The sequence below is a fragment of the Rhizobium atlanticum genome (assembly GCF_030182485.1).
Lineage (GTDB): Bacteria > Pseudomonadota > Alphaproteobacteria > Rhizobiales > Rhizobiaceae > Rhizobium.
In genome coordinates this window covers 75,180-96,602 of sequence record NZ_JAQJCJ010000021.1, presented here as the reverse complement: position 1 = coordinate 96,602, position 21,423 = coordinate 75,180, and the positions used below count along the sequence as shown (strand labels likewise).

Here is a 21,423-nt window from a genome sequence, read left to right as displayed (position 1 = left end):
TGCGCCGTAGCTGAAGATCGCCTGATCGGCCGTAAGCAGCGGGACGCGGTGGAAACGGGCCGTGGCCACGACGATGCGGTCGGCGGGTCGGCATGAAATTCGCCGGGTAGCCGAACGCTGTCTATCGCGATGGGAGGCTCGATGGGCGCGAGCTGAAGCCAGGCAACGACAGCGCTCTGTCAATCCATCGCCTGACATCGTCGCCACCATATCCTTGTCGAACAAGTGCGACGGGGAAGGCGGCTCTTTACCCGCCTTCAGCTCTTCACTCGACGTCATCCTCGGCCTTGTGCCGAGGATCTGCTGCCCTATCGAACGGAGGCAGATGCTCGGGATAGGCCCGAGCATGACGAAAGAGGCGTACGCGACTTGTCAGCAACAAAAAGGCGGGGCTCTCACCCGCCTTTTCAAAGATTCCAATCTCTGAATGCGTTTTCGCTCAGTGGCTGTCCTTGCCGACAGCATTTCCGCGACATCCCTTGAGGAAGTCGAGATCGGCGCCGGTATCGGCTCCTTCGACATGCTGCTGGTGCAGGAAGGCATAGCCCGAAGTCGGCAGATCATGGTTCGGCTGCCATTCGGCAAGACGGCGCGCCAGTTCCTCGTCTGAGATGTCGAGATGCAGACGACGGTTCGGAACGTCGAGCTCGATCATGTCGCCGGTCTTGACGACCGCCAGCGGGCCGCCGACCGCCGCTTCCGGCGAGGTATGCAGCACCACGGTGCCGTAGGCCGTTCCGGACATGCGAGCGTCGGAAATGCGCACCATGTCGAGGATGCCCTTCTTCAGCACCTTCGGCGGCAGCCCCATATTGCCGACCTCGGCCATGCCGGGATAACCCTTGGGCCCGCAATTCTTCATCACCATGACGCAATTCTCGTCGATGTCGAGATTGTCGTCGTTGATCTTGGCCTTGTAGTCGTCGATGTCCTCAAACACGACCGCCCTGCCCCGGTGGACCAGAAGATGCGGCGAAGCCGCCGAGGGCTTCAGCACTGCGCCCTTGGGCGCGAGGTTGCCGCGCAGCACGACGATGCCGCCGGACGACGTCAGCGCCTTCTCGGCGGGCAGGATGACCTCCTCGTTCCAGTTGACGACATCCTTGACTTCGTCCCAGACGGTTTCGCCGGAGACCGTCAGCGCGTCCTTGTGCAGAAGGCCGGCTTCGCCGAGGCGCTTCAGCACGACAGGTAGGCCGCCCGCATAGAAGAACTCTTCCATCAGGTACTTGCCCGACGGCATCAGGTTGACGATCGTCGGAACGTCGCGGCCACAGCGGTCCCAGTCGTCGAGCGTCAGATCGATGCCGACGCGGCCGGCAATGGCGAGCAGATGGATGACGGCATTGGTCGATCCACCGATCGCCGCATTGGCGCGGATAGCGTTCTCGAAGGCCTGCTTCGTCATGATCTCTGAGGGCTTCAGATCGTCCTTGACCATCTGCACGATACGGCGGCCGGTCAGTTGCGCCATGACCTTGCGGCGGGAATCGACGCCGGGGATCGCGGCATTGCCTGACAGCGCCATGCCGAGCGCCTCGGCCATCGACGCCATCGTCGAGGCCGTGCCCATCGTATTGCAAGTGCCCGACGAACGGCTCATCGACGCTTCCGCTTCGAGGAATTCGGCCTGCGTCATCTCGCCGGCCTTCACCATCTCGGAGAACTTCCAGAGATGCGTGCCGGAGCCGACGCGTTCACCGCGGAAATAGCCGTTGAGCATCGGACCGCCGGTGACGACGATCGACGGCAGGTCGCAGGAGGCAGCACCCATCAGCAGCGACGGCGTGGTCTTGTCGCAGCCGACGAGCAGCACGCAGCCATCCATCGGCTGGCCGCGGATTGCCTCTTCTACCGCCAGCGCAGCAAGGTTGCGGTACATCATCGCGGTCGGGCGGAAGGTGTTTTCGGACGCGGAGAACACCGGCACCTCGAGCGGGAAGCCGCCCGCCTCCCAGACACCCGCCTTCACCTTCTCGGCAAGCTCTCGGAGATGGCCGTTGCAGGGGGTCATATCCGACCAGGTGTTGAGGATGCCGATAACCGGCCGTCCGTCGAACAGGTCGTGCGGATAACCCTGGTTCTTAAGCCAGCCGCGATGATAAATCACGTCGCGGCTCGTGCCGCCGTACCATTCCTGCGACCTCAGCCTGCGCGGCCATTCCGCTTTCTTCTTCATAATCTCTGTCCTTCAGGTGACTGCCGGGCCGCCTCGTACGGCCCGGATCATCGGATATCTCAAGCCAGCGTGTAAGCGGTCTTGACCGTTGTGTAGAACTCGGCGGCGTACTTGCCCTGCTCACGCGGGCCATAGGACGAGCCCTTACGGCCGCCGAACGGAACGTGGAAATCGACGCCTGCCGTCGGCAGGTTGACCATGACCATGCCGGCTTCGGAATTGCGCTTGAAATGCGTCGCATGTTTCAGGCTGGTAGTGGCGATGCCGGCCGAAAGGCCGAACGGCGTGTCATTGGCGATGGCAAGCGCCTCATCGTAATCCTTCGCCCGGATCACCGAGACCACAGGCCCGAAGATTTCCTCGCGCGAAATGCGCATCTGGTTGGTCGCTTCGGTAAACAGCGTCGGCTGAAGGTAGAAGCCGGGTGTTTCGCGCGAGATGACCTCGCCGCCAAAGGCGAGCTTGGCGCCTTCCCTCTTGCCGATCTCGATATAGTCGGTATCGGTCTTCAGCTGCCGTTCGTCGACGACGGGACCGATATGGGTACCGGCCTTGAGCGCATTGTCGACGACGAGCGTCTTCAGCTTGTCGGTGAGCGCCGCGACGAACTTGTCGTGGATGCCTTCGGTGACGATCAGGCGCGAGGACGCCGTGCAGCGCTGGCCGGTCGAGAAGAAGCCTGAATTGGCGGCTGCCTCGACGGCGACGTTGAGGTCGGCATCGTCGAGCACGACCATCGGGTTCTTGCCGCCCATCTCGAGCTGGAACTTGCGGTTATGCTCGATGGAGGTGGCGGCGACGCGCCGGCCGGTGCCGGTGGAACCGGTAAAGGTGATGCCGTGAACGTCGGGACTTTCGAGCATGGCCTGGCCGACGACCGAGCCCTTGCCCATGACGAGGTTCAGGACGCCCTTCGGCAGCCCTGCCCTGTTGAGGATATCGACGATCGCCCAGGAGCAGGCCGGCACCAGTTCGGCCGGCTTGAAGACGATCGTGTTGCCGTAGCAGAGCGCCGGCGCGATCTTCCATGCGGGAATGGCGATCGGGAAGTTCCACGGCGTAATGATGCCGATAACGCCGAGCGCCTCCCGGGTGATCTCGACACCGATATTCGGGCGAACCGACGGGATGACCTCGCCGGCCAGCCGCAGAGCCTCGCCAGCGAAGAATTCGAAGATCTGCGAGGCGCGGATGACTTCGCCGGTCGCCTCAGGCAGGGTCTTGCCCTCTTCGCGGGCGAGCAGCGCGCCGAGCTCGTCCTTGCGCGCCATGATCTCGTCGCCCGTCTTCTTCAGGATGACGTGGCGTTCCCAGATGCCGGAGCGCGACCAGGCCGGAAATGCGGCCTTGGCGGCGGCGATGGCGTTTCTCGTATCTTCCGCGCTGCCGTCGGCATAGAGGCCGACGACCTCGTTCGTATCCGACGGATTGATGTTCTTCGTCGCGTTCGTGCCGACCCATTCGCCGGCGATCAGGTTTTGATAAATGGTCATGGGCTGAACAAGCCTCCTTTACCGTTTACATCACGATCCGGCCACCAGGCGGCCGGATCTCAAAAATCAGAGCTGCTTGACGGCGATTTCTTCTTCGGCCGCGATCTTCAGCGGATTCCTGAGCGGCAGGCCGAATTCGGCGACTTCGATCTCGAAGACGTCGTCCTCTTCCGTCTTGATGCCGTCGGCAAAGGACAGGGTCGCCGTGCCGAACATATGGACATGGACATCGCCGGGAACACGGAAGAGGCCATATTTGAAATGGTGATATTCGAGGTTCGCGAAGGTGTGCGACATGTTCGCCTCGCCCGACAGGAAGGGCTTTTCGAAGATCACCTTGTCGCCGCGCTTGATGCGCGAAGTGCCGCGGATATCGTCGGGTGCAGCGCCGATGCGGATTTCCGGACCATAGGCGGCCGGGCGCAGTTTCGAGTGGGCCAGATAGAGATAGTTAATCCGTTCGGTGACGTGGTCCGAAAACTCGTTCGACAGCGCAAAGCCGATGCGGAACGGCGTACCGTCCTTGGCGATGACGTAAATGCCGGCCATTTCAGGCTCTTCGCCGCCATCGAGCGCGAAGGAGGGCGAGATGAGCGGAGCGCCGGGGGCAGCCGTGCCATAGCCGTTGCCCTTGTAGAACCATTCGGGCTGCACGCCTTTTTCACCGGATTTCGGCTTGCCGTTCTCCAGGCCCATCTTGAACATCTTCATCGAGTCGGTCAGCGTTTCCTCGGCCGCCTCGCTGGTCTTCTTGTGCATCGAATCGCGGGTAGCGGCGGAGCCGAGATGGGTCAGGCCAGTGCCGGTCAGATGCAGGTGGGCGGCGTCGGGATGGGTGATCGGCGGCAGGAAGCGGCCTTCCGCATAGGCCTTTTCGAGATCGACGGCATCGCCGTAACCATGAGCCTCGATAACCGTGGCAAGCGACTTGCCGCCGTCGGCCGCTTCCATCGCCAGCGCATAGACACTGCCGGCATTCTTGACCGACCTTGCCGCACCGCCCTGCTCGCGCACGGCGACGACGATCTCTCCGTTGGCACCCTTGATCTGGGAAATAAGCACGACTTCAATCCTTCTCGTTTCGGCGAATCTAAGAAAAAGCTCCGCCTGTCCGGCTCCCACGGGAGCCGGAATCCATCATTCATATGACTGCGAATGCCTGGACTGCGCTTAGGCGCTCAGCCCTTGTTCTTGTTGTAGACGTCGAAGAACACGGCGGCGAGAAGCACCGCACCCTTGACCATCTGCTGCGAGTCGGTGCCGAGACCGTGGATCGACATGCCGTTGTTCATGATACCCATGATAAGCGCGCCGATCACCGCACCCGTCACCTTGCCGACACCGCCCTGGGCCGATGCGCCGCCGATGAAGCAGGCGGCGATGACGTCGAGCTCGAGACCGAAACCGCCCTTGGCCGTCGCCGAGTTGAGGCGCAGCGCTACGATGAGGCCGGCAAGACCGGCAAGCAGGCCCATATTGGCGAATGTCAGGAAGGTCAGCCGCTCGGTATTGATACCGGAAAGCTTCGTCGCCTTCTCGTTGCCGCCCATGGCGTAGATGCGGCGGCCGATCGTCGTACGGCGGGTAATGAAGGCATAGGCGGCGACGAGAACGAGCATGACGACCAGCACGTTCGGGAAGCCGCGATAGATCGACAGTTGGTAGCCGAGCCCCAGGATAGCGAGCGAGACAATAATGTTCTGGGCGAGGAAGAAGCCCATCGGCTCGACGTCATTGCCGTGCTTCTCGTTCGACAGGCGCTTGCGCCAGGCCAAGTAGAACAGGGTGACGGCGCCGACGACGGTCAGGATGATCGAGGTCGAGTTGATGCCGCCCATATCGAAGAGGTTGGGCAGGAAGCCGATGCTGATCAGCTGGAACTCCGGCGGGAACGGACCGATGCTGGTGCCGGTGCCCGATGCCGTCATCACGAACAGCGTCAGACCGCGGAAAACCAGCATGCCGGCGAGTGTGACGATGAAGGACGGGATCTTGTGATAGGCGACGAAATAGCCCTGCAGACCGCCGACCAGCGCGCCAAGCGCCAGGCAGACGACGCCTGCCAGGACATAATTCATGTGCCACTGCACCGTCATCACGCCGGCGATGGCGCCGATGAAGCCGACGACGGAGCCGACCGACAGATCGATATGGCCGGCGACGATGACGAGCAGCATGCCGAGCGCCATGATGACGATGAACGAGTTCTGCAGGATGATGTTGGTCAGGTTGAGCGGCCTGAAGAGAACGCCGCCGGTCGAGAACTGGAAGAACACCATGATCGCGATGAGTGCGATGAACATGCCGTATTCGCGGATGTTGCCGCGAATGTAGTCTCCGATCGAGACGACACGCCCCTGCTCAGCGATGGGTTGATTGATCGGCGTCATTGTTTCTTCTCCCCTGAGCGCATGATAGCGCGCATGATGGTTTCCTGGCTTGCTTCTCCCTTCGGCAGTTCAGCGACGATGCGTCCTTCGTTCATCACGTAGATGCGGTCACAAGTGCCAAGCAGTTCGGGCATTTCCGACGAGATCATCAGAACGCCTTTCCCATCGGCGGCAAGCTGGTTGATGATAGTATAGATTTCGTATTTCGCCCCGACATCGATGCCGCGCGTCGGCTCGTCCAGGATCAGGACATCGGGGCCGGAGAACAGCCACTTCGACAGCACCACCTTCTGCTGGTTGCCGCCGGAAAGATTGACTGTCTCCTGGAATATGCTGGAGGAGCGGATGCGCAGCTTCGACCGATAGTCGGCCGCAACGCGCGATTCCTTGACGCTGTCGATGACCGAGGCATTGGACACAGCCTTCAGATTGACGAGGGTCGTATTGTGCAGGATCGTGTCGTTGAGCACCAGGCCGAGTTGCTTGCGGTCTTCGGTGACATAGGCGAGACCGGCGTCGATCGCCTTGCGCACGGTGCTGACATCGACCGGCTTGCCGTGCATCAATGCTTCGCCCGAGATCTTGTGGCCATAGGACTTGCCGAACAGGCTCATGGCGAACTCGGTGCGCCCTGCCCCCATCAGCCCGGCGATACCGACGACCTCGCCCTTGCGGACGGTAATGTTGATATTGTGCAGGACCTGACGGTCGCGGTGCTGCTGGTGATAGGCGTTCCAGTTCTTCACTTCGAGAATGGTTTCGCCGATCGGCACCGAACGCGGGGGATAACGGTCTTCGAGATCGCGGCCGACCATGTTGCGGATGATAATGTCTTCGCTGATCTCGTCGGCGTGACAGTCGAGCGTCTTGACGGTCATGCCGTCGCGTAGGACGGTGATCTGGTCGGCAACCTTGCGGATCTCGTTCAGCTTGTGGGAAATGATGATCGAGGTGATGCCCTGCTTGCGGAATTCCATCAACAGCATGAGCAACGCATCGGAATCGCTTTCGTTGAGCGAGGCCGTCGGCTCGTCGAGGATGAGCAGCTTGACGCTCTTCGACAGCGCCTTGGCGATCTCGACGAGCTGCTGCTTGCCGACACCGATGTCGGTCACCAACGTGTTCGGAGATTCGGACAGGCCGACCTTCTTGAGCAGCTGCTTGGTACGGTTGAAGGTCTCATCCCAGCTGATGACGCCATTCTTGGCGTTCTCGTTGCCGAGGAAGATGTTTTCGCCGATCGACAGCAACGGCACGAGCGCCAGTTCCTGGTGGATGATGACGATGCCGATTTCTTCGGAGTCCCTCAGCGCCTTGAAGTGGCGCGTCTCGCCTTCATAGACGATATCGCCGTCATAACTTCCGGTGGGATAAACACCCGATAGCACTTTCATCAGGGTCGATTTGCCGGCCCCGTTTTCGCCTACCAATGCGTGAATTTCACCCTTGCGAACCTTGAGGTTCACGTTCTCCAGCGCCTTGACGCCCGGGAACGTCTTGGTGATGCTCCGCATTTCGAGGATGGTATTGTCCATAGTCAAATTTCCAGCGTCCCCAGCCCGTCAATGGGTGGGTAATCATAAAATCGAAGGCCGGAACCCGCAAGCGCAGGCTCCGGCCTCCAGCTTAACTTACTTCAGCTTGTCTTCGGTGTAGTAACCGCTGTCGATCAGGACCTGCTTGTAGTTGGTCTTGTCGACGGCAACCGGCTTCAGCAGATAGGACGGTACGACCTTGACGCCGTTGTCGTAGGTCTTGGTGTCGTTGACCTCGGGCTCCTTGCCGGACATGACGGCATCGACCATGGAAACCGTGACCTTGGCGAGTTCGCGGGTGTCCTTGAAGATCGTCGAGTACTGTTCGCCAGCGATGATCGACTTGACCGACGGGATTTCAGCGTCCTGGCCGGTGACGATCGGCAGCGGCTGGCTGGCAGTGCCGTAACCAACGCCCTTCAGCGAGGAGATGATGCCAATCGAGAGGCCGTCATAGGGAGACAGGACGGCGTCGACCTTGGCGTCGGTGTAGTTGGCCGAGAGCAGGTTGTCCATGCGGGCCTGGGCCGTTGCCGGATCCCAACGCAGCGTGCCGACCTTGTCCATGCCGGTCTGGCCGGACTTCACGACGAGCTTGCCCGAGTCGATGTAGGGCTGCAGGACGGACATGGCGCCATCATAGAAGAAGAAGGCGTTGTTATCATCCGGCGAACCGCCGAAGAGTTCGATGTTGAACGGGCCCTTGCCGTCCTTGAGGCCGAGACCGTCAACGATGGAGTTGGCCTGAAGAACGCCGACCTGGAAGTTGTCGAAAGTGGCGTAGTAGTCGACGTTTGCCGAATCGCGGATCAGGCGGTCATAAGCAATGACCTTGATGCCGGCATCATGGGCCTTCTGGAGAACGTCGGACAGCGTCGTGCCGTCGATCGAAGCGATGACGAGAACCTTGACGCCCTTGGTCACCATGTTTTCGATCTGCGACAGCTGGTTCGGAATGTCATCGTCGCCATACTGCAGGTCGGTGCCGTAACCGGCGGCCTGCAGTTGCTTGACAATGTTGTTGCCGTCGTCGATCCAGCGAGCCGAAGCCTTGGTCGGCATTGCAATGCCGACGGTGCCCTTGTCCGCGGCCATCGCCGGTGCAACGAATGAAGCGACGCCGAAGGCAGCCGCAGCCATCAATGAGATAATGGATTTCATTTCTCTCTCCCTTGTTAATAGAGCAGCGGACGAAAAATCGCCCGCCCCGAAACTGTGGCAGGTTCCGTATTGGATAGTTACTTCAGATGGTGAGAAACGAAGTAGGTCTCCTCCACGATCTCACACGTGTTGAGTGCCAACCAGCACACGGCGGCAAACTGGTATGGATTCCTATAACTGTCAAATAGAATAAGTGGTAATGTGCATAACAATTTTGGTATATCGTTAAAAAGTATTACTTTTGATGGAGCGCAGTGGGGAGGCTGCAACCATGACGATCGTTTCAGAGCCCGTTTTGATGGATCACGTCGATATCCACAGCGACAATTTTGGCGACGACAGCTTTCTCCGTTCGGGACTTAAGCTGAATCACCTGCGCATTATCGTCGCAATCGAAGATAGTGGACAGATTTCCGCAGCCGCAGAAGTTCTCAACATCTCACAGCCCGCCGCATCGCGCATGCTGTCGGAAATGGAGGCGATTACCAAGACATCGCTCTACGAGCGCGTCGCCCGCGGCGTGGTGCTGACGACCTTCGGCGCGGCGCTTGCCAGACGCGCCCGCAAGATCCTTCTGGAGTTGCGAGAGGCGAGCCGCGAGATCGGCGAATTGAAGAGCGGCAAGGGCGGCTCGGTCTTCATCGGCGCGGTGACGGCGCCGGCCATGAGCCTCGTCGTGCCGGCGATCGACAGGGTGCGCAAGGCCTATCCTGGAATCGAGATCAACATCCAGGTGGAGACGAGCAACGTGCTCGCCCGCGAGTTGCTTGCCGCCCGCCACGACTTCATCATCGGCCGCATTCCCGACGACCTCAACCCGCGCCTGTTCGAGGTGAAAGAGATCGGCATCGAACGTGCCTGCCTGATCGTGCGCAACCGCCATCCGCTCTTGAAAAGGAAGAAGACGAGCAGCCTTATCGATGTCCGGGATTACGACTGGGTGTTCCAGCCGCCGGGCACTCTGCTGCGCCGCACGATCGAGGACATTTTCCTGTCACACGACGTGGCGCTGCCGGAGAACATCGTCAACACCTCGTCGCTGTTGCTCACCTGCGCCATCGTCTGCGAAACCGATGCGATCGCCCCCGTCGCCGTCGACGTCGCCCATTTCCTCGCAAGCCAAGGCGCGAGGGCGTCCGATGTGCGCATGCTGCCGATCGATTTCGACATCAACGTCAAGCCCTACAGCCTGATCACCGCGAGAGAACGGGCGCTGCCGCCGAGCGCCAAGCTGCTCTATAACATCATCATCGAGGAGAGCCGCAAGCAGGGCGGTTAGATCCCGGCGCCGGGCCGCGGTTCTCGGACGACAGATGCTCCACCGATTTAACCCGGCAAGCCCTGCGCCATCTTGCCAGGATCTAATGTCTTCGAGAGGAAGGCGCATGCTGTTCGGACAATCGGTATTTCAATCAGTGCTCGAGCGGCTGAGGGCGGAAGAAGAACCGGCCGAAGAGACGCAAGCGCCGGCTGCCCACCGCGTTTCCGGGCTTGCCACCGGCCTCGCATTCGATGTCATGCAAGGCATCTCGGTCGCCTCGCAGCGGATTGGCGAAGCCTATTTCGATAATCTGGGCGGCGGGCCTGCGGCCGAGGAGGCTCCCCCACCGCAGCCGGAGCCCGTCATGCCGAACCATCTCGCCCGCATTGCCCCCGAAGAGATCGCCATCGAACTGGCGATCGCTGCCGCCGATACGCAACAGACGCTGAACGAGAAGCGGCGCGCCTTTGCCAAGGCCAATCATCCTGATGGTGTCGCAGCGCCTTTCCGCGACAATGCCAACAGGCGCATGATGGTCGCCAATCTGCTGATCGACGAGGCGATGCGCCGCCTGCCGCGTAGCTGAAAACTGTCTCCCATGCAGGCAAATTTTCCGGGCTTTGAGGAGCCGTCGATTTGCGACAGCTATGTGTGCTGCTTCAATGGATCGACCTCGGCTACGGAAGTGATTAACACGCTCAGCCTGGGCTTGGCGATCCTGCTTATCGTCGGATGCGCGCTGGGGCTGCCGTTCACTCTCAAGACGCATCGGGAGTTTTTTGCTGCCGCCGAGCACGCCGAGACCGACGAAACCCCGTGGCCGATCGGGGTGGCGCTGACCACACTCGCCGGTGTGACGATACTGGTCGCCCTGGTCAGCGAAATCTTCGTCGAGTCGGTGCAGGAGGCTGCCAAGGTTTTTGGGATGACGCCCGCCTTTGTCGGTTTCATCGTCGTCGCACTGGTGGGCGGCGCAGCCGAAATGGCTGCATTTTCCGGTGCACGCAGGCTTAAATTTTGCGAAAGGCTTAGCAGACCAGCTGATGAAAGCGGAAAATCTTGTCGTGCTCGGACCCGATCGGCCGGGTGCCCAACCGATCGTTCTACAGTTCGATCTGCAGGGAAGCGTGGTTATCGAGGGATCGGCCTTTCCTGGAGTCTGACGAAGCCCATCAAGGATGTCTCCATGGCCTAGCGTTTCAGATCATATGTTTGATGGGATGCGCGAAGCTCCGCCAAGGTTTTGCCGACGCAGGTGCCTCCACCTTCGCCGCCGATCGCCTTGGCCTTGCCGTCAAGGGTGATCGTGCCGGCGATGCGTTCGGACGCCTGATAGGTTGCAACGCCATCCTGCGAGATGCGTGACAAGTAGAAGGTGTGGTAGGTTTCATTGTACTTGCACTGGATGACCAAAGGAAATTGCTCAAACAGATCGTCCTGCGCCTGTACGGCGAGTAGAAAGGTCACCAGCCACAGCAGACCCGCAACGCATGTAGTGACCGCGGCATTCGATCTCCGGCCGAATAAATATCTCATTGTTTAACCCCTCTTTGAACGATCAATCCATCGCGGCTTTTGCTTCCGTGCTTCTGCATTACCTTGTTCCCGAAGCGCCCCCGACGTCCGGGCGAAATGCGTCAGGTGGTGAGCGCGATGAGCGCATCACGATCCAGAAGGCGAACGACACGCTGCAGCTTGCCTTTCAGGCAAAGGACGCCTTTTTCGCGGAGTTTCGTGAAGCAGCGGGCAACCGTCTCGACTGTCAGCCCGAGATAGTCGGCGACATCGCTGCGCGACATCATCATGTCGAATTCCAGATCTTTCGGATGACGGTCGGCCATTTCACAAACGAAAGCCGCGACCCGCTTCAGCGCACTTTGCTCAGTGATGACGAGCTGCTTGTGCTGCGCCTTTGCGAGGTTCGTCAGCGCGATGTGAAGAAGATCGACAGGAACGACTGCGTTCTGATTGGTTCGAAAGGGCTTGATGGAGGTCTCGCAGACGGCTTCCGCGAAGTCGGTTCGAACATTCGTTTCAAGGCCGAACCATTCGCCCTCGCCGCAAAATGCTAGGATATATCGCTGTCCACTGGCCATCAGGCGATAAATTCGCACCGCACCGGTTTCGACCTGATAGATCGCAAGTGCATGTTCGCCTTCGCTGTAGATTGTCTCGTTGGCCTTGAGCTTGATCGACTGATCTTTGGTTGTTCCGACAGCTGTTCCGTGTCGACTGGCCGGAATTGCCGTTTGCCTTATGGTCGCGTGGTGTTGAAGCATATGCGTTGCCCCCCAAATCCGCTTGGCAACATAACCAATCGCCGCCTGCCCCGATATTCGAGAAACCCCTTAAGTATCGCTACGGAAGCCTGGTCACCGACAGCTCTCTGCCGCGGCGCCTGGCCTATCGGGCAGGCGCCCAAGCACCGTGGCCGGAAAGGGCCTTGGCGTTTTCGATAGGCTGCGCTACCGCAATGGCCATTCGCATGAGTTCCGCCAGATTACGGGCGCCCATTTTCGCCATCACATTGGCGCGGTGGACTTCGACGGTGCGTGCACTGATACCAAGCTGATACGCGATCATCTTGTTCTGCAAGCCGTCAAGAACGCCGGCCAGAACCTGGTGTTCGCGTTCCGTGAGCTGGCGAAGCCGTGCTGCGACGCTCTCGGAATCTGCGATGATCCCACCCGAGCGCTTCTGTCCTACCGCCGCGTTGATCGCCGCTATCAGCGCCTCTTCTCTGACGGGCTTTTCAAGGAAATCCGATGCGCCGGCCTTCATTGCCCGGACGGCGGCGGCGATGTCGCCCTGAGCGGTAATGACAATGACCGGAACGTTCAGTCTCAAACGGCGCAGGCGCTGGAGCAGCTCGATGCCATCAATTTCGGGCATGCGCAGGTCGGTCACGAGGCAGCTTCGTCTCGAAAGCGGCAACAGTTCCAGAAAGGCTTTGGCAGAACTATGCGTCCGAACGGCGAAACCTGCCGATACCAACAGAAACGTCAAAGATCGCCTGAGCGACTCCTCGTCATCGACGAGATGGATCGTAAGGTCGTTTGCCATTGGTTGTTGTCTCCAGCAGCGGAAGGGAAAACGAAAGGATGGAACCGCCATCCCTTTGATTTTGCGCGCTTATGCGGCCGCCATGCGCCTCGATGATGCGCTTGGACAGTGCCAGGCCCATGCCGAGGCCGCGCGGTTTGCTGGTTACGAAGGGACGAAACAGCGCCTCTTCGATATCGGCCGCAATTCCGCAGCCGTTGTCGGACACGTCGACAATGAGACGGGATAAATCGTCGGTTCTGGTTCGGATGGTGATATGCGGCCGCGCAATACCGTCGGTAGCCTCCACGGCGTTGCGAACAAGGTTCGTCAGCACCTGCACGATCTGGACACGGTCGGCAAGCACGACATCCCGCTCCGCTTCGAGCCGAAAATCGGCGCAAAGGCCGTTTCGCTGTGATCCGGCAAGCGCGAAAGCCGTCGCCTCATGGATGAGCGCGTGCATCGCCTCAATCTTTCTCTCTTCGGCGCCGCGCTTCGCGAATTCCCCGATGTTCTGCACGATTTTTCCCGCCCACAGGGCGTGCTGCGTAATCTCGGACAAGGCCTCACGGAGTTCTTCGCCGTGGCCACGACGATCCTTCCTCACAAGCAGCTCGCAACCTTGCGCGTATGCCGCGATCGATGTCAGCGGCTGGGCAAGTTCGTGAGCCAGGGTCGATGCCATCTCCCCGAGCGCAACTATTCTGGCGACACGGGCAAGCTCACGCTGAAGCTCCTGAACACGCTGCAAAGTCTCGCGCTCGGTGCGGAAGTCCTCGAAGATCACCGCAGAGAAGTGTCCTTTGCCACCCTGCTCTCTGATGATCGTCAGGACGCTTGGAAATTGAACGCCGCTTCTGGTCATCGCCATACCGGCCCGCACCACTCCGCGGTCCGCCCAACGTCCCTTCAACGGTACATCCGGCGTCGGATACCAGACAAGGTCGATCCTCTGACCCAGCAATTCGTCTTCCTCATAACCGAACAACGCCACAGCAGCCCTGTTGCAGGCCGAAATTCGGTGGCAATCGGTGACGAAGAATACCGCGTCAGGCAGCTGTTGATAGAATTGCCGGATCCAGTCCGTCGACGGTCCGTCATCCTCCTCGCCCAAAGCGCCTGGCCGGTCGCGGCGCGTCATGCGAGATTCTATGAACGAGGTCCTTCCCGCGACGTCCGGTTCAGTGCTATCGCATTCGTCAACATGCGGCGCCTCCATCTTGATAGTCACGATGGTTTCCTCCGCCCTTTGAGCCGGTCAGCCCCTTGACGGGCTTTTTGCCTCTCACAAGACTTGAGATTACCACTTTTGGAAAAAGGGTCGGTGTAGTATCGCGTAGCCTCTATGGGTATCTCCGTGCAAATGACCGGTCGAAAGGCCTGACCTGCCTCGGTTTTGATCGGCTGCTTGCATTGATCCGGCTCAATGCCGCGGCCTCATTCTTCCGCTACTCTTATAGGCGATTGGTACACGGCCACCAATGAGCAGGAAGATCGGAAGGGCGGGATGATGATGTTGTTACGCCGCCGCCCGCAAAACGCCAGCTGGAAAAGCTGTTCCGGACGAGCAACCGGGTTGCCTAAGAATAGCACCGTATCCGATCGACGCTCGTGCATCATCGGGGAGGGATCGGTGATGTGGCGGTTGGTGGTCGAAGCGCCCTTCGACGAGGATATCGAGCTCGCCGTCATAGACGGCGATGGTATCCATGCCCTGGTTTTTCCCTGCCAGCGCTTCACAAGCGGATGGGCCAATGCCCTGACGGGCGAGATCTTGGACGTTCATCCCACCCATTGGCGCCCATGGCAGATACCGCGAAATGATCTGTCCGATCTTCACTGAGCGCTTCCAGGTGCTGGGCGGCGCCAGGCTCAAATGCTGCACCGCACCTTGTCTGCAATCAATGACATGAGTGGACCGGCCAAAATATTCTGATGCGGTTCAAAGAGCCGGCCGCGCGGCCGCTATCCCCTATGGCTGGAAGGAGGACTACATGCGTGGTTTCGGTGTTCATTCTGAGGTCGGAAAGCTGAGAACAGTCATGGTCTGTCGACCATCCCTGGCTCATCAGCGCCTGACGCCTGCAAACTGCCATGATCTTCTTTTTGACGATGTTCTCTGGGTCCATGAGGCGCAGAAGGACCACTACGATTTCGTCTTGAAGATGCAGGAAAGAGGAGTCGAGGTTCTCGAGCTCCACGATCTGCTTGGTCAGACGCTCTCAAACAAGCAGGCGCGCGATTTCATTCTCGATCGGCGGATAACCCCGAACGTGCTTGGCTCGCAGGTTGCCGAGGCGATGCGGCCATGGCTCGACGAAATGCCGGCCACACAGCTTGCCGCATTCATGATCGGCGGCATCGCAATCTCCGACCTCCCCGATGTCAAGGCCAAGGCATTGATGCTCAGCGCCTTGCCGGAAAGCGATTTCGTCATCCCACCAATCCCCAACACGCTGTTCCAACGCGACCCCTCCTGCTGGATTTACAAAGGTGTGACCTGCAATCCAATGTTTTGGCCCGCGCGGCGTGCCGAGACATTGGTTCAGCGTGCCATCTACAAATTTCATCCAATCTTCCAGGGCGGCGGTTTCCAGATCTGGTGGGGTGATGCCGACCATCAATTCGCCAACGCCTCGATGGAAGGCGGCGACGTCATGCCGATCGGCAACGGCACGGTGCTGATCGGCATGGGCGAGCGCACCACCTATCAGGCCGTCGGCCAGGTGGCTCAGGCCCTTTTCAGAAGCAAGGCGGCGAAACGGGTGATCGGCTGCCTGATGCCGAAGAGCCGCGCGGCAATGCATCTCGATACGGTTTTCAGCTTCTGCGACCGCGACGTCGTTACGCTGTTTGCCGAGGTGGTCGACCAGATCCGCTGCTACAGCATGCATCCCAAGGACGACGACGGCACATTCGAGATCCATCCCGAAAATACGCCGATGCTCGATGTCGTCGCCGGAGCGCTCGACCTGCCGAAGCTACGAACCGTCGAGACCGGCGGCAATTCCTATCAGGCCGAACGCGAACAATGGGACGACGGCAACAATGTCGTTGCACTCGAACCCGGCGTTGTCGTCGCCTACGACCGAAACACCTACACGAATACGCTGCTGCGCAAGGCGGGTGTCGAGGTCATCACCATTCGCGGCTCCGAACTCGGACGTGGCCGTGGTGGCGGGCACTGCATGACGTGCCCAATCTGGCGCGACCCCGCTTACTGACCTTCCATCCACGAACCAGACGACGGAGCAAGACCATGAGTTTCAATCTGCGCAATCGATCGCTTCTGACCGTGCAGGACTATACGCCGCGGGAATTCCGCTATCTCCTCGATCTCGCCCGCGATCTGAAGCGGGCCAAATATGCCCGCACCGAGCAGGAGCATCTGAAGGGCAAGGAAATCTGCCTGATCTTCGAGAAAACCTCGACAAGAACGAGATGCGCCTTCGAAGTCGCCTGCTCGGACCAGGGCGCCAACGTGACCTATCTCGATCCGTCCGGCTCACAGATCGGCCACAAGGAATCCTTTAAGGACACGGCGCGGGTGCTGGGGCGCATGTATGATGCGATCGAATATCGCGGCTCCGCCCAGAAGGGAGTGGAGACGCTGGCAAAATACGCCGGCGTCCCGGTCTATAATGGCCTGACCGATGAGTATCATCCGACGCAGATGATCGCAGACGTCATGACCATGCGCGAGCACAGCGACAAGCCGATCGCTGAGATCAAATATGCCTATGTCGGCGACACCCGCTCGAATATGGGGCATTCCCTGCTGATCGTGGGCTGCCTACTCGGCATGGATGTGCGCATCTGCGGCCCGAGATCGCTGTGGCCTTCGGAAGAATACATGAAGATCGCCAGGGATTTGCAGCAGGCCTCGGGCGCGCGGCTCCTGGTTACCGAAGATCCGAGAGAGGCGGTCAAGGACGTTGATTTCATCCACACCGACGTCTGGGTCTCGATGGGCGAGCCGAAGGACGTCTGGCGCGAACGCATCAAGCTGCTCACCCCTTACCAAGTCAATCAGGACCTGATGAAGGCGACCGGCAATCCGCAGACCAAGTTCATGCATTGCCTGCCGGCATTCCACGACACCGAGACAACGCTCGGCAAGCAGATTGCCGAAGATTACGGCATGGAGAACGGGCTCGAAGTGACCAACGACGTCTTCGAATCCGAAGCCAACGTCGCCTTCGAACAGGCAGAAAACCGCCTGCACACGATCAAGGCCCTACTCGTTGCAACCTTGGGAGATTAGCATGCGTGTGGTCATTGCGCTTGGCGGCAACGCGCTTCTCCGGCGCGGGGAAGCGATGACCGCCGATACCCAGAGGCGGAACGCGCGCATCGCCGCTGAGGCGATCGCGCCCCTGGCGGCCGAACACGAGATCGTCGTAACCCACGGCAACGGGCCGCAGGTCGGGCTGCTCGCGCTCCAGGGGGCGGCCTACAAACCAGAAGAGGCCTATCCGCTCGATGTTCTCGGCGCCGAGACCGAGGGCATGATCGGCTATATGCTGGAGCAGGAGCTGGGCAATCTCCTGCCGTTCGAGCAGCCCTTGGCAACGCTTCTCACCATGGTTGAAGTCGACGCCGAGGATCCCGGTTTCCAGAACCCTACCAAATTCGTCGGGCCGGTCTACGACAAGGGCGAGGCGGATCGGATCCGCACGGAGAAGGGTTGGGTGTTCAAGCAGGACGGCGAAAAATGGCGACGTGTCGTCGCCTCGCCGGCGCCGAAGCGCATCTTCGAGATCCGGCCCGTGCGCTGGCTTCTGGAGCAGCGCACCATCGTCATCTGTGCCGGCGGCGGCGGAATTCCAACGATGTACGAAAAGGGCGCCGATCGAAAACTGATCGGCGTCGAGGCCGTGATCGACAAGGATCTGTGCTCGGAACTGCTGGCGCGAGAACTCCAGGCCGATCTTTTGATCATGGCGACGGATGCCGAGGCTGTGTGCATCGATTGGGGCAAGCCGTCACAGAAGGCGATCCACCGCGCTCGTCCTGACGATCTCGCCCAGTTCACCTTCCCGGCCGGCTCTATGGGCCCGAAGGTCGATGCTGCCTGCCATTTTGCCCGGGCAAACGGCAAGACGGCCGCAATCGGCTCTCTTGCCGAAATCGCCGGGATGGTGCGCGGCGACCGCGGGACGATCATCAACGAGCGTTTTGACACCCTGAGCTGGCATGCCTGAGGGCCTGGTCGATCAGGCAAACTTATCCTGAGACGGCAGCGGTTGCGTTACGGCGCTCGCTGCCGTCTCCTTGTCTGTCGCGCCAGCCGCATTGCGTCTTTGCCAGACATAGACGGGGATGCCGAGCATCAGCAGCACGAGGCCGTAGAGCACCGGCTCGGCGCCGGAGCCGTAAAGGGTGAAGATCGCAAAGAGGAACGCGATGAGTTCGATCACGCTCACTCGCGGCATTCGCCCATCAGTCATGCCCGCGACAAGGCTTCCGGCAAGCGCGCAGAAAGCATAGGGAACGACGGCGGCCATGGTGCTGAGCCCGACCATCAGCCGATAGACGGCGGCAAAGCCTTCGGAACCGAGCGCCTGGACGAGCACGAGGAGCGTTGCGAAGGAGGCCGAGATGATCATGCCCCACGCCGGCACGCCTCGTGGGGAGAGCCGGGCAAACAGCGGCGGAAACAGTCCGTCGCGGGCAGCAGCCATCGGAACCTGCCCCATCATCAGGGTCCAGCCGTTGAGCGCGCCGATCGAGGAGACCAGAACTGCAAGCGAGATCGCCAACTCGCCGGTGCGTCCCCACATGATCCCCGCCGCCTGGGAAAATGGCGCGACAGACTGAGCGAGCTGTTCTCGCGGTACGAGGCCCATCACCACGATCGTGCCGAGCACATAGAGGGCAGCGGCGATGGAAATGCCGAGCACGGTGGATCGCGGGATTGTCCGCTCCGCGTTCTCCACGTCGCCGGCTGGAACGGTCGCCGATTCCAGCCCCAGATAAGCAAACATGGTGAGGGGCGCCAGTGTCGCAAAGGACTGCAGTAGCGGCTGACCGCTCGGATTGAATTCGGCGAAATGCGACGTATCGATGTAGAGAAGGCCGATAATGGCAACGGCGCCGAACGGCAGCAGCTTGGCGTAAGTCGTGACCTGCGCGAAGACACCCGCCGCGTGAACGCCGCGAAGATTGACCAGCACGATCGCCCAGATCACACCGAGCGTCAACACGGTCGCGGCGAAGCGGTTGGCGAGAGCAGGGAAGAGATCGACCATCACGCCGGCAAAGGCAATCGCGATGACGGGCAGAGATGTCCATATCGAGATCCAGTAACCCCAGGCGATCAGAAAGCCGGCGAAATCGCCATAGGCGAGTCTGGTATAGGCGTAGGGGCCGCCGACAGCGGGCACGAGGCTCGCCAGACGCGCGAAGGTCAGACCCAGGCAAATCGCGCCGGCGCCCATGATGATCCAGACGACAATCGCAAGGTTGCCATAGGGCGCAACCGCGGCCGGTGAAAGATAAAAGCCCGATCCCACCATATTGCCGACGACAATGGCGGTGCAGGCAGCAAGTCCGAGGCTCTTGCCATTTGGCGAGGTTGTCATGGTTCCCTCCGAGAGATGCCCTTTCCGGTGCCGATGTCGCCTCGGACATCGGCTCTCGGTGACAATCTTCCACTCAAAGGATGGGCGCCGCAATCCGGTTCAATGCGTAGTGGGGCGACCGCCTGAACAGTTGCGTTGACCTCAGGCGTCGCGCTTTCGGAAAATCTGGTTGCTGTCCGTAGTCCAGTTGTTGGAGGATCATTGATCCTACTCAATGCCGAGCTCCTGCGCATGAGCTATCTTCCGCAACCGAACATCAATCAGTCCTCGGGAGTTAGAGTGATGAAGATGGCCATGATAATTGGACTTGCCGTAGTAACTGCCGTCGCTGGGATTGCGCCGGTCGAGGCTCAACAGACTCGACGTGAATATCGGAGGATGAACTGGAGCGAGAACCTGCCTGACGCGGTGCGAGCTTACCACGACAGGCGATTCACGATCGTCAGTTATCGAGTTGCAGATTTTTCAGAGACCGGCTCACATCCTACACCGGGAAGCGAAGAGCATGTCAAAGCCATAAGAGACGCGATTCGCTCGAACAAATGGCTCGTAGCGCAGCTCAAGACGAAGAAACTCACTGCGAACGACATCGAATGGGTTTCGCGGGCCCGCAATGGCAACATGACTTTCTACACAAAATGACCGGTCTCCGCCAGGCTAACTTCAGGCTGCAGCAGGCCACACGGCCTCCTTGTCGACCCCACCGTTTCAAACCGCGCCTCAGCGACCAGCGTAAGTACTAGCGCTCGGCTCGAAAATCGCTTCCGGTTTTCGGGCCGATGCTTAGATTGAGTATTGGGGCTGCGGATGTCGAGGCGGGGCAAGTGTTAAGCGAGCAAGGGTTTCTCCGGACATCGATTGCAGCGACCGTCGTGGTCGCCACGCTTGGCGTCGTCTTCGGCATTTTTTCCGGCTCCTTCTCGATCGCCTTCGACGGCGTTTATTCGCTGGCTGATGCGGCGATGACCGGACTGGCGCTCTGGGTTTCCAGCCTGATCCTGAAGTCGACGCAGAGCGACGCTCGATCCGGCAGAATCCGGAACCGTTTCACCATGGGATTCTGGCATCTCGAGCCCATCGTGCTGATGCTCAACGGCTGCCTGTTGATGACGGTTGGCATCTATGCGCTGATCAGCGCGATCATCAGCATCTTAAACGGCGGTCACGAACTGCGCTTCGGCGTGGCGATCGCCTATTCTGCGGCGACCCTGCTCGTTTGCGCCGCCATGGCCTTCCTCGGCGTCAGAGTGAATGCCCACACCAAATCCGATTTCATCTCGCTCGACATCAAGGCCTGGATCATGTCGGGCGGCATTGCGCTTGCCCTGCTCATTGCATTCCTGATTGGCATGGCCGTGCAGGCGACCCCGGCTGCCTGGCTTGCTAGCTATATGGACCCGGCGGTTCTGGCGCTGGTTTGCCTCATCATGATTCCGCTTCCGATTGGCGTCGTTTGGAGGTCGTTGACGGAGATCCTGCTGATCGCCCCTGTCGACCTCCAGGAGCACGTCGATCGTGTCGCCTCGGAAACGGTCCGCCGCCTCGGCTTCCTCTACCACCGCTCCTATGTTGCCCGGGTCGGCCGCGCGATGCAGATCGAACTTTATTTCATCGTCCCTCAAGGGCTTCCTGCAAAGACCGTGGAGGAGTGGGACGCGCTCCGCGACGAGATAGGGAACGCGATCGGCGACGAAAGCGCCAATCGCTGGCTGACGATCGCCTTCACCGCCGATGCGGAGTGGGCCGAATAGCCTAATCAAAATCCAAGTTCCCCC

At 60.1% G+C, this 21,423-nt stretch carries 19 protein-coding genes and 1 pseudogene; 9 read left to right on the top strand and 11 right to left on the bottom strand.

What is annotated here, in order from left to right; genetic code table 11:
• Positions 1–439: 439 nt before the first annotated feature.
• From araD to chvE, 6 genes are all read right to left on the bottom strand, one after another.
• Entirely contained in the window at positions 440–2,179 is a 1,740-nt protein-coding gene (gene araD, locus PH551_RS26425) for an L-arabinonate dehydratase (protein ID WP_285195644.1), read from the bottom strand.
• Positions 2,180–2,238: 59 nt separating this feature from the next.
• Positions 2,239–3,672, bottom strand: a complete 1,434-nt coding sequence (locus tag PH551_RS26420) for an aldehyde dehydrogenase family protein (RefSeq protein ID WP_285195643.1) — start codon at positions 3,670–3,672, stop codon at positions 2,239–2,241.
• Positions 3,673–3,738: 66 nt separating this feature from the next.
• On the bottom strand, positions 3,739–4,734 hold the full coding sequence (gene araD1, locus PH551_RS26415) for an AraD1 family protein (RefSeq protein ID WP_285195642.1): 996 nt from the start codon (positions 4,732–4,734) through the stop codon (positions 3,739–3,741).
• Positions 4,735–4,850: 116 nt separating this feature from the next.
• Positions 4,851–6,062 carry a multiple monosaccharide ABC transporter permease gene (mmsB, locus tag PH551_RS26410; protein ID WP_085779016.1) on the bottom strand — a complete coding sequence of 404 codons (1,212 nt, stop codon included), beginning with the start codon at positions 6,060–6,062 and terminating at the stop codon, positions 4,851–4,853.
• Complete coding sequence (gene mmsA, locus PH551_RS26405; protein WP_085779017.1) at positions 6,059–7,597, bottom strand: multiple monosaccharide ABC transporter ATP-binding protein; 1,539 nt, start codon at positions 7,595–7,597, stop codon at positions 6,059–6,061. The genes mmsB and mmsA overlap by 4 nt, the downstream gene beginning before the upstream one ends.
• 96 nt (positions 7,598–7,693) lie before the next feature.
• Positions 7,694–8,758: a multiple monosaccharide ABC transporter substrate-binding protein gene (gene chvE, locus PH551_RS26400; protein ID WP_085779018.1), complete on the bottom strand. Its 1,065-nt coding sequence runs from the start codon at positions 8,756–8,758 to the stop codon at positions 7,694–7,696.
• 271 nt (positions 8,759–9,029) lie between these two features.
• Between chvE and PH551_RS26395 the strand changes: the two genes are divergently transcribed.
• The 3 genes and pseudogenes from PH551_RS26395 to PH551_RS26385 form a co-directional block, all read left to right on the top strand.
• Entirely contained in the window at positions 9,030–10,037 is a 1,008-nt protein-coding gene (locus PH551_RS26395) for a LysR family transcriptional regulator (RefSeq protein ID WP_085779019.1), read from the top strand.
• A gap of 106 nt (positions 10,038–10,143) precedes the next feature.
• Positions 10,144–10,605: a hypothetical protein gene (locus tag PH551_RS26390; protein ID WP_285195641.1), complete on the top strand. Its 462-nt coding sequence runs from the start codon at positions 10,144–10,146 to the stop codon at positions 10,603–10,605.
• 99 nt (positions 10,606–10,704) lie between these two features.
• Positions 10,705–11,028: pseudogene (locus tag PH551_RS26385) on the top strand (calcium/proton exchanger); the annotation flags it as partial.
• A 182-nt stretch (positions 11,029–11,210) separates the two neighbouring features.
• On the opposite strand, the gene PH551_RS26380 reads toward PH551_RS26385, so the two are convergent.
• The 4 genes from PH551_RS26380 to PH551_RS26365 all read right to left on the bottom strand — a co-directional run bounded on the left by PH551_RS26380 (position 11,211) and on the right by PH551_RS26365 (position 14,295).
• Complete coding sequence (locus tag PH551_RS26380; RefSeq protein WP_085779022.1) at positions 11,211–11,555, bottom strand: hypothetical protein; 345 nt, start codon at positions 11,553–11,555, stop codon at positions 11,211–11,213.
• 101 nt (positions 11,556–11,656) lie between these two features.
• Positions 11,657–12,298: a helix-turn-helix domain-containing protein gene (locus PH551_RS26375; RefSeq protein WP_085779023.1), complete on the bottom strand. Its 642-nt coding sequence runs from the start codon at positions 12,296–12,298 to the stop codon at positions 11,657–11,659.
• A gap of 124 nt (positions 12,299–12,422) precedes the next feature.
• Positions 12,423–13,082: a response regulator FixJ gene (fixJ, locus tag PH551_RS26370; RefSeq protein WP_285195640.1), complete on the bottom strand. Its 660-nt coding sequence runs from the start codon at positions 13,080–13,082 to the stop codon at positions 12,423–12,425.
• A complete protein-coding gene (locus PH551_RS26365) occupies positions 13,048–14,295 on the bottom strand; it encodes a two-component system sensor histidine kinase NtrB (RefSeq protein WP_285195639.1) in 1,248 nt (415 codons plus the stop codon). Before PH551_RS26365 ends, fixJ begins: the two co-directional genes overlap by 35 nt.
• A gap of 405 nt (positions 14,296–14,700) precedes the next feature.
• Here PH551_RS26365 and PH551_RS26360 point away from each other — a divergent pair, with 405 nt between their 5' ends.
• The 4 genes from PH551_RS26360 to arcC all read left to right on the top strand — a co-directional run bounded on the left by PH551_RS26360 (position 14,701) and on the right by arcC (position 18,268).
• Positions 14,701–14,907 carry a hypothetical protein gene (locus tag PH551_RS26360; RefSeq protein ID WP_085779026.1) on the top strand — a complete coding sequence of 69 codons (207 nt, stop codon included), beginning with the start codon at positions 14,701–14,703 and terminating at the stop codon, positions 14,905–14,907.
• 151 nt (positions 14,908–15,058) lie between these two features.
• Entirely contained in the window at positions 15,059–16,288 is a 1,230-nt protein-coding gene (gene arcA / locus PH551_RS26355) for an arginine deiminase (RefSeq protein ID WP_285195638.1), read from the top strand.
• A gap of 35 nt (positions 16,289–16,323) precedes the next feature.
• Positions 16,324–17,328 carry an ornithine carbamoyltransferase gene (locus PH551_RS26350; RefSeq protein WP_097597043.1) on the top strand — a complete coding sequence of 335 codons (1,005 nt, stop codon included), beginning with the start codon at positions 16,324–16,326 and terminating at the stop codon, positions 17,326–17,328.
• Between the two features lies 1 nt (position 17,329).
• Positions 17,330–18,268, top strand: a complete 939-nt coding sequence (gene arcC / locus PH551_RS26345) for a carbamate kinase (protein ID WP_285195637.1) — start codon at positions 17,330–17,332, stop codon at positions 18,266–18,268.
• Between the two features lie 12 nt (positions 18,269–18,280).
• On the opposite strand, the gene PH551_RS26340 is transcribed toward arcC, so the two are convergent.
• Positions 18,281–19,648 (bottom strand): amino acid permease, encoded by a 1,368-nt coding sequence (locus PH551_RS26340; protein WP_285195636.1) that lies wholly within the window; start codon positions 19,646–19,648, stop codon positions 18,281–18,283.
• A 294-nt stretch (positions 19,649–19,942) separates the two neighbouring features.
• Here PH551_RS26340 and PH551_RS26335 point away from each other — a divergent pair, with 294 nt between their 5' ends.
• Both PH551_RS26335 and PH551_RS26330 read left to right on the top strand, forming a co-directional pair.
• The gene (locus tag PH551_RS26335; RefSeq protein ID WP_350223863.1) at positions 19,943–20,290 is read left to right on the top strand and encodes a hypothetical protein; all 348 of its coding nucleotides are present in this window, start codon (positions 19,943–19,945) and stop codon (positions 20,288–20,290) included.
• Positions 20,291–20,472: 182 nt separating this feature from the next.
• On the top strand, positions 20,473–21,399 hold the full coding sequence (locus PH551_RS26330; protein WP_085779031.1) for a cation diffusion facilitator family transporter: 927 nt from the start codon (positions 20,473–20,475) through the stop codon (positions 21,397–21,399).
• The last annotated feature ends 24 nt before the right edge of the window (positions 21,400–21,423 follow it).

Coding starts and splice junctions, on each gene's coding strand:
- chvE (WP_085779018.1), bottom strand. CDS start 8,758: ATGAAATCCATTATCTCATTGATGGCTGCGGCTGCCTTCGGCGTCGCT.
- PH551_RS26335 (WP_350223863.1), top strand. CDS start 19,943: ATGATAATTGGACTTGCCGTAGTAACTGCCGTCGCTGGGATTGCGCCG.
- arcA (WP_285195638.1), top strand. CDS start 15,059: ATGCGTGGTTTCGGTGTTCATTCTGAGGTCGGAAAGCTGAGAACAGTC.
- PH551_RS26395 (WP_085779019.1), top strand. CDS start 9,030: ATGACGATCGTTTCAGAGCCCGTTTTGATGGATCACGTCGATATCCAC.
- PH551_RS26420 (WP_285195643.1), bottom strand. CDS start 3,672: ATGACCATTTATCAAAACCTGATCGCCGGCGAATGGGTCGGCACGAAC.
- PH551_RS26375 (WP_085779023.1), bottom strand. CDS start 12,298: ATGCTTCAACACCACGCGACCATAAGGCAAACGGCAATTCCGGCCAGT.
- PH551_RS26340 (WP_285195636.1), bottom strand. CDS start 19,648: ATGACAACCTCGCCAAATGGCAAGAGCCTCGGACTTGCTGCCTGCACC.
- PH551_RS26360 (WP_085779026.1), top strand. CDS start 14,701: ATGTGGCGGTTGGTGGTCGAAGCGCCCTTCGACGAGGATATCGAGCTC.
- arcC (WP_285195637.1), top strand. CDS start 17,330: ATGCGTGTGGTCATTGCGCTTGGCGGCAACGCGCTTCTCCGGCGCGGG.
- PH551_RS26390 (WP_285195641.1), top strand. CDS start 10,144: ATGCTGTTCGGACAATCGGTATTTCAATCAGTGCTCGAGCGGCTGAGG.
- mmsA (WP_085779017.1), bottom strand. CDS start 7,597: ATGGACAATACCATCCTCGAAATGCGGAGCATCACCAAGACGTTCCCG.
- PH551_RS26380 (WP_085779022.1), bottom strand. CDS start 11,555: ATGAGATATTTATTCGGCCGGAGATCGAATGCCGCGGTCACTACATGC.
- araD (WP_285195644.1), bottom strand. CDS start 2,179: ATGAAGAAGAAAGCGGAATGGCCGCGCAGGCTGAGGTCGCAGGAATGG.
- mmsB (WP_085779016.1), bottom strand. CDS start 6,062: ATGACGCCGATCAATCAACCCATCGCTGAGCAGGGGCGTGTCGTCTCG.
- PH551_RS26350 (WP_097597043.1), top strand. CDS start 16,324: ATGAGTTTCAATCTGCGCAATCGATCGCTTCTGACCGTGCAGGACTAT.
- fixJ (WP_285195640.1), bottom strand. CDS start 13,082: ATGGCAAACGACCTTACGATCCATCTCGTCGATGACGAGGAGTCGCTC.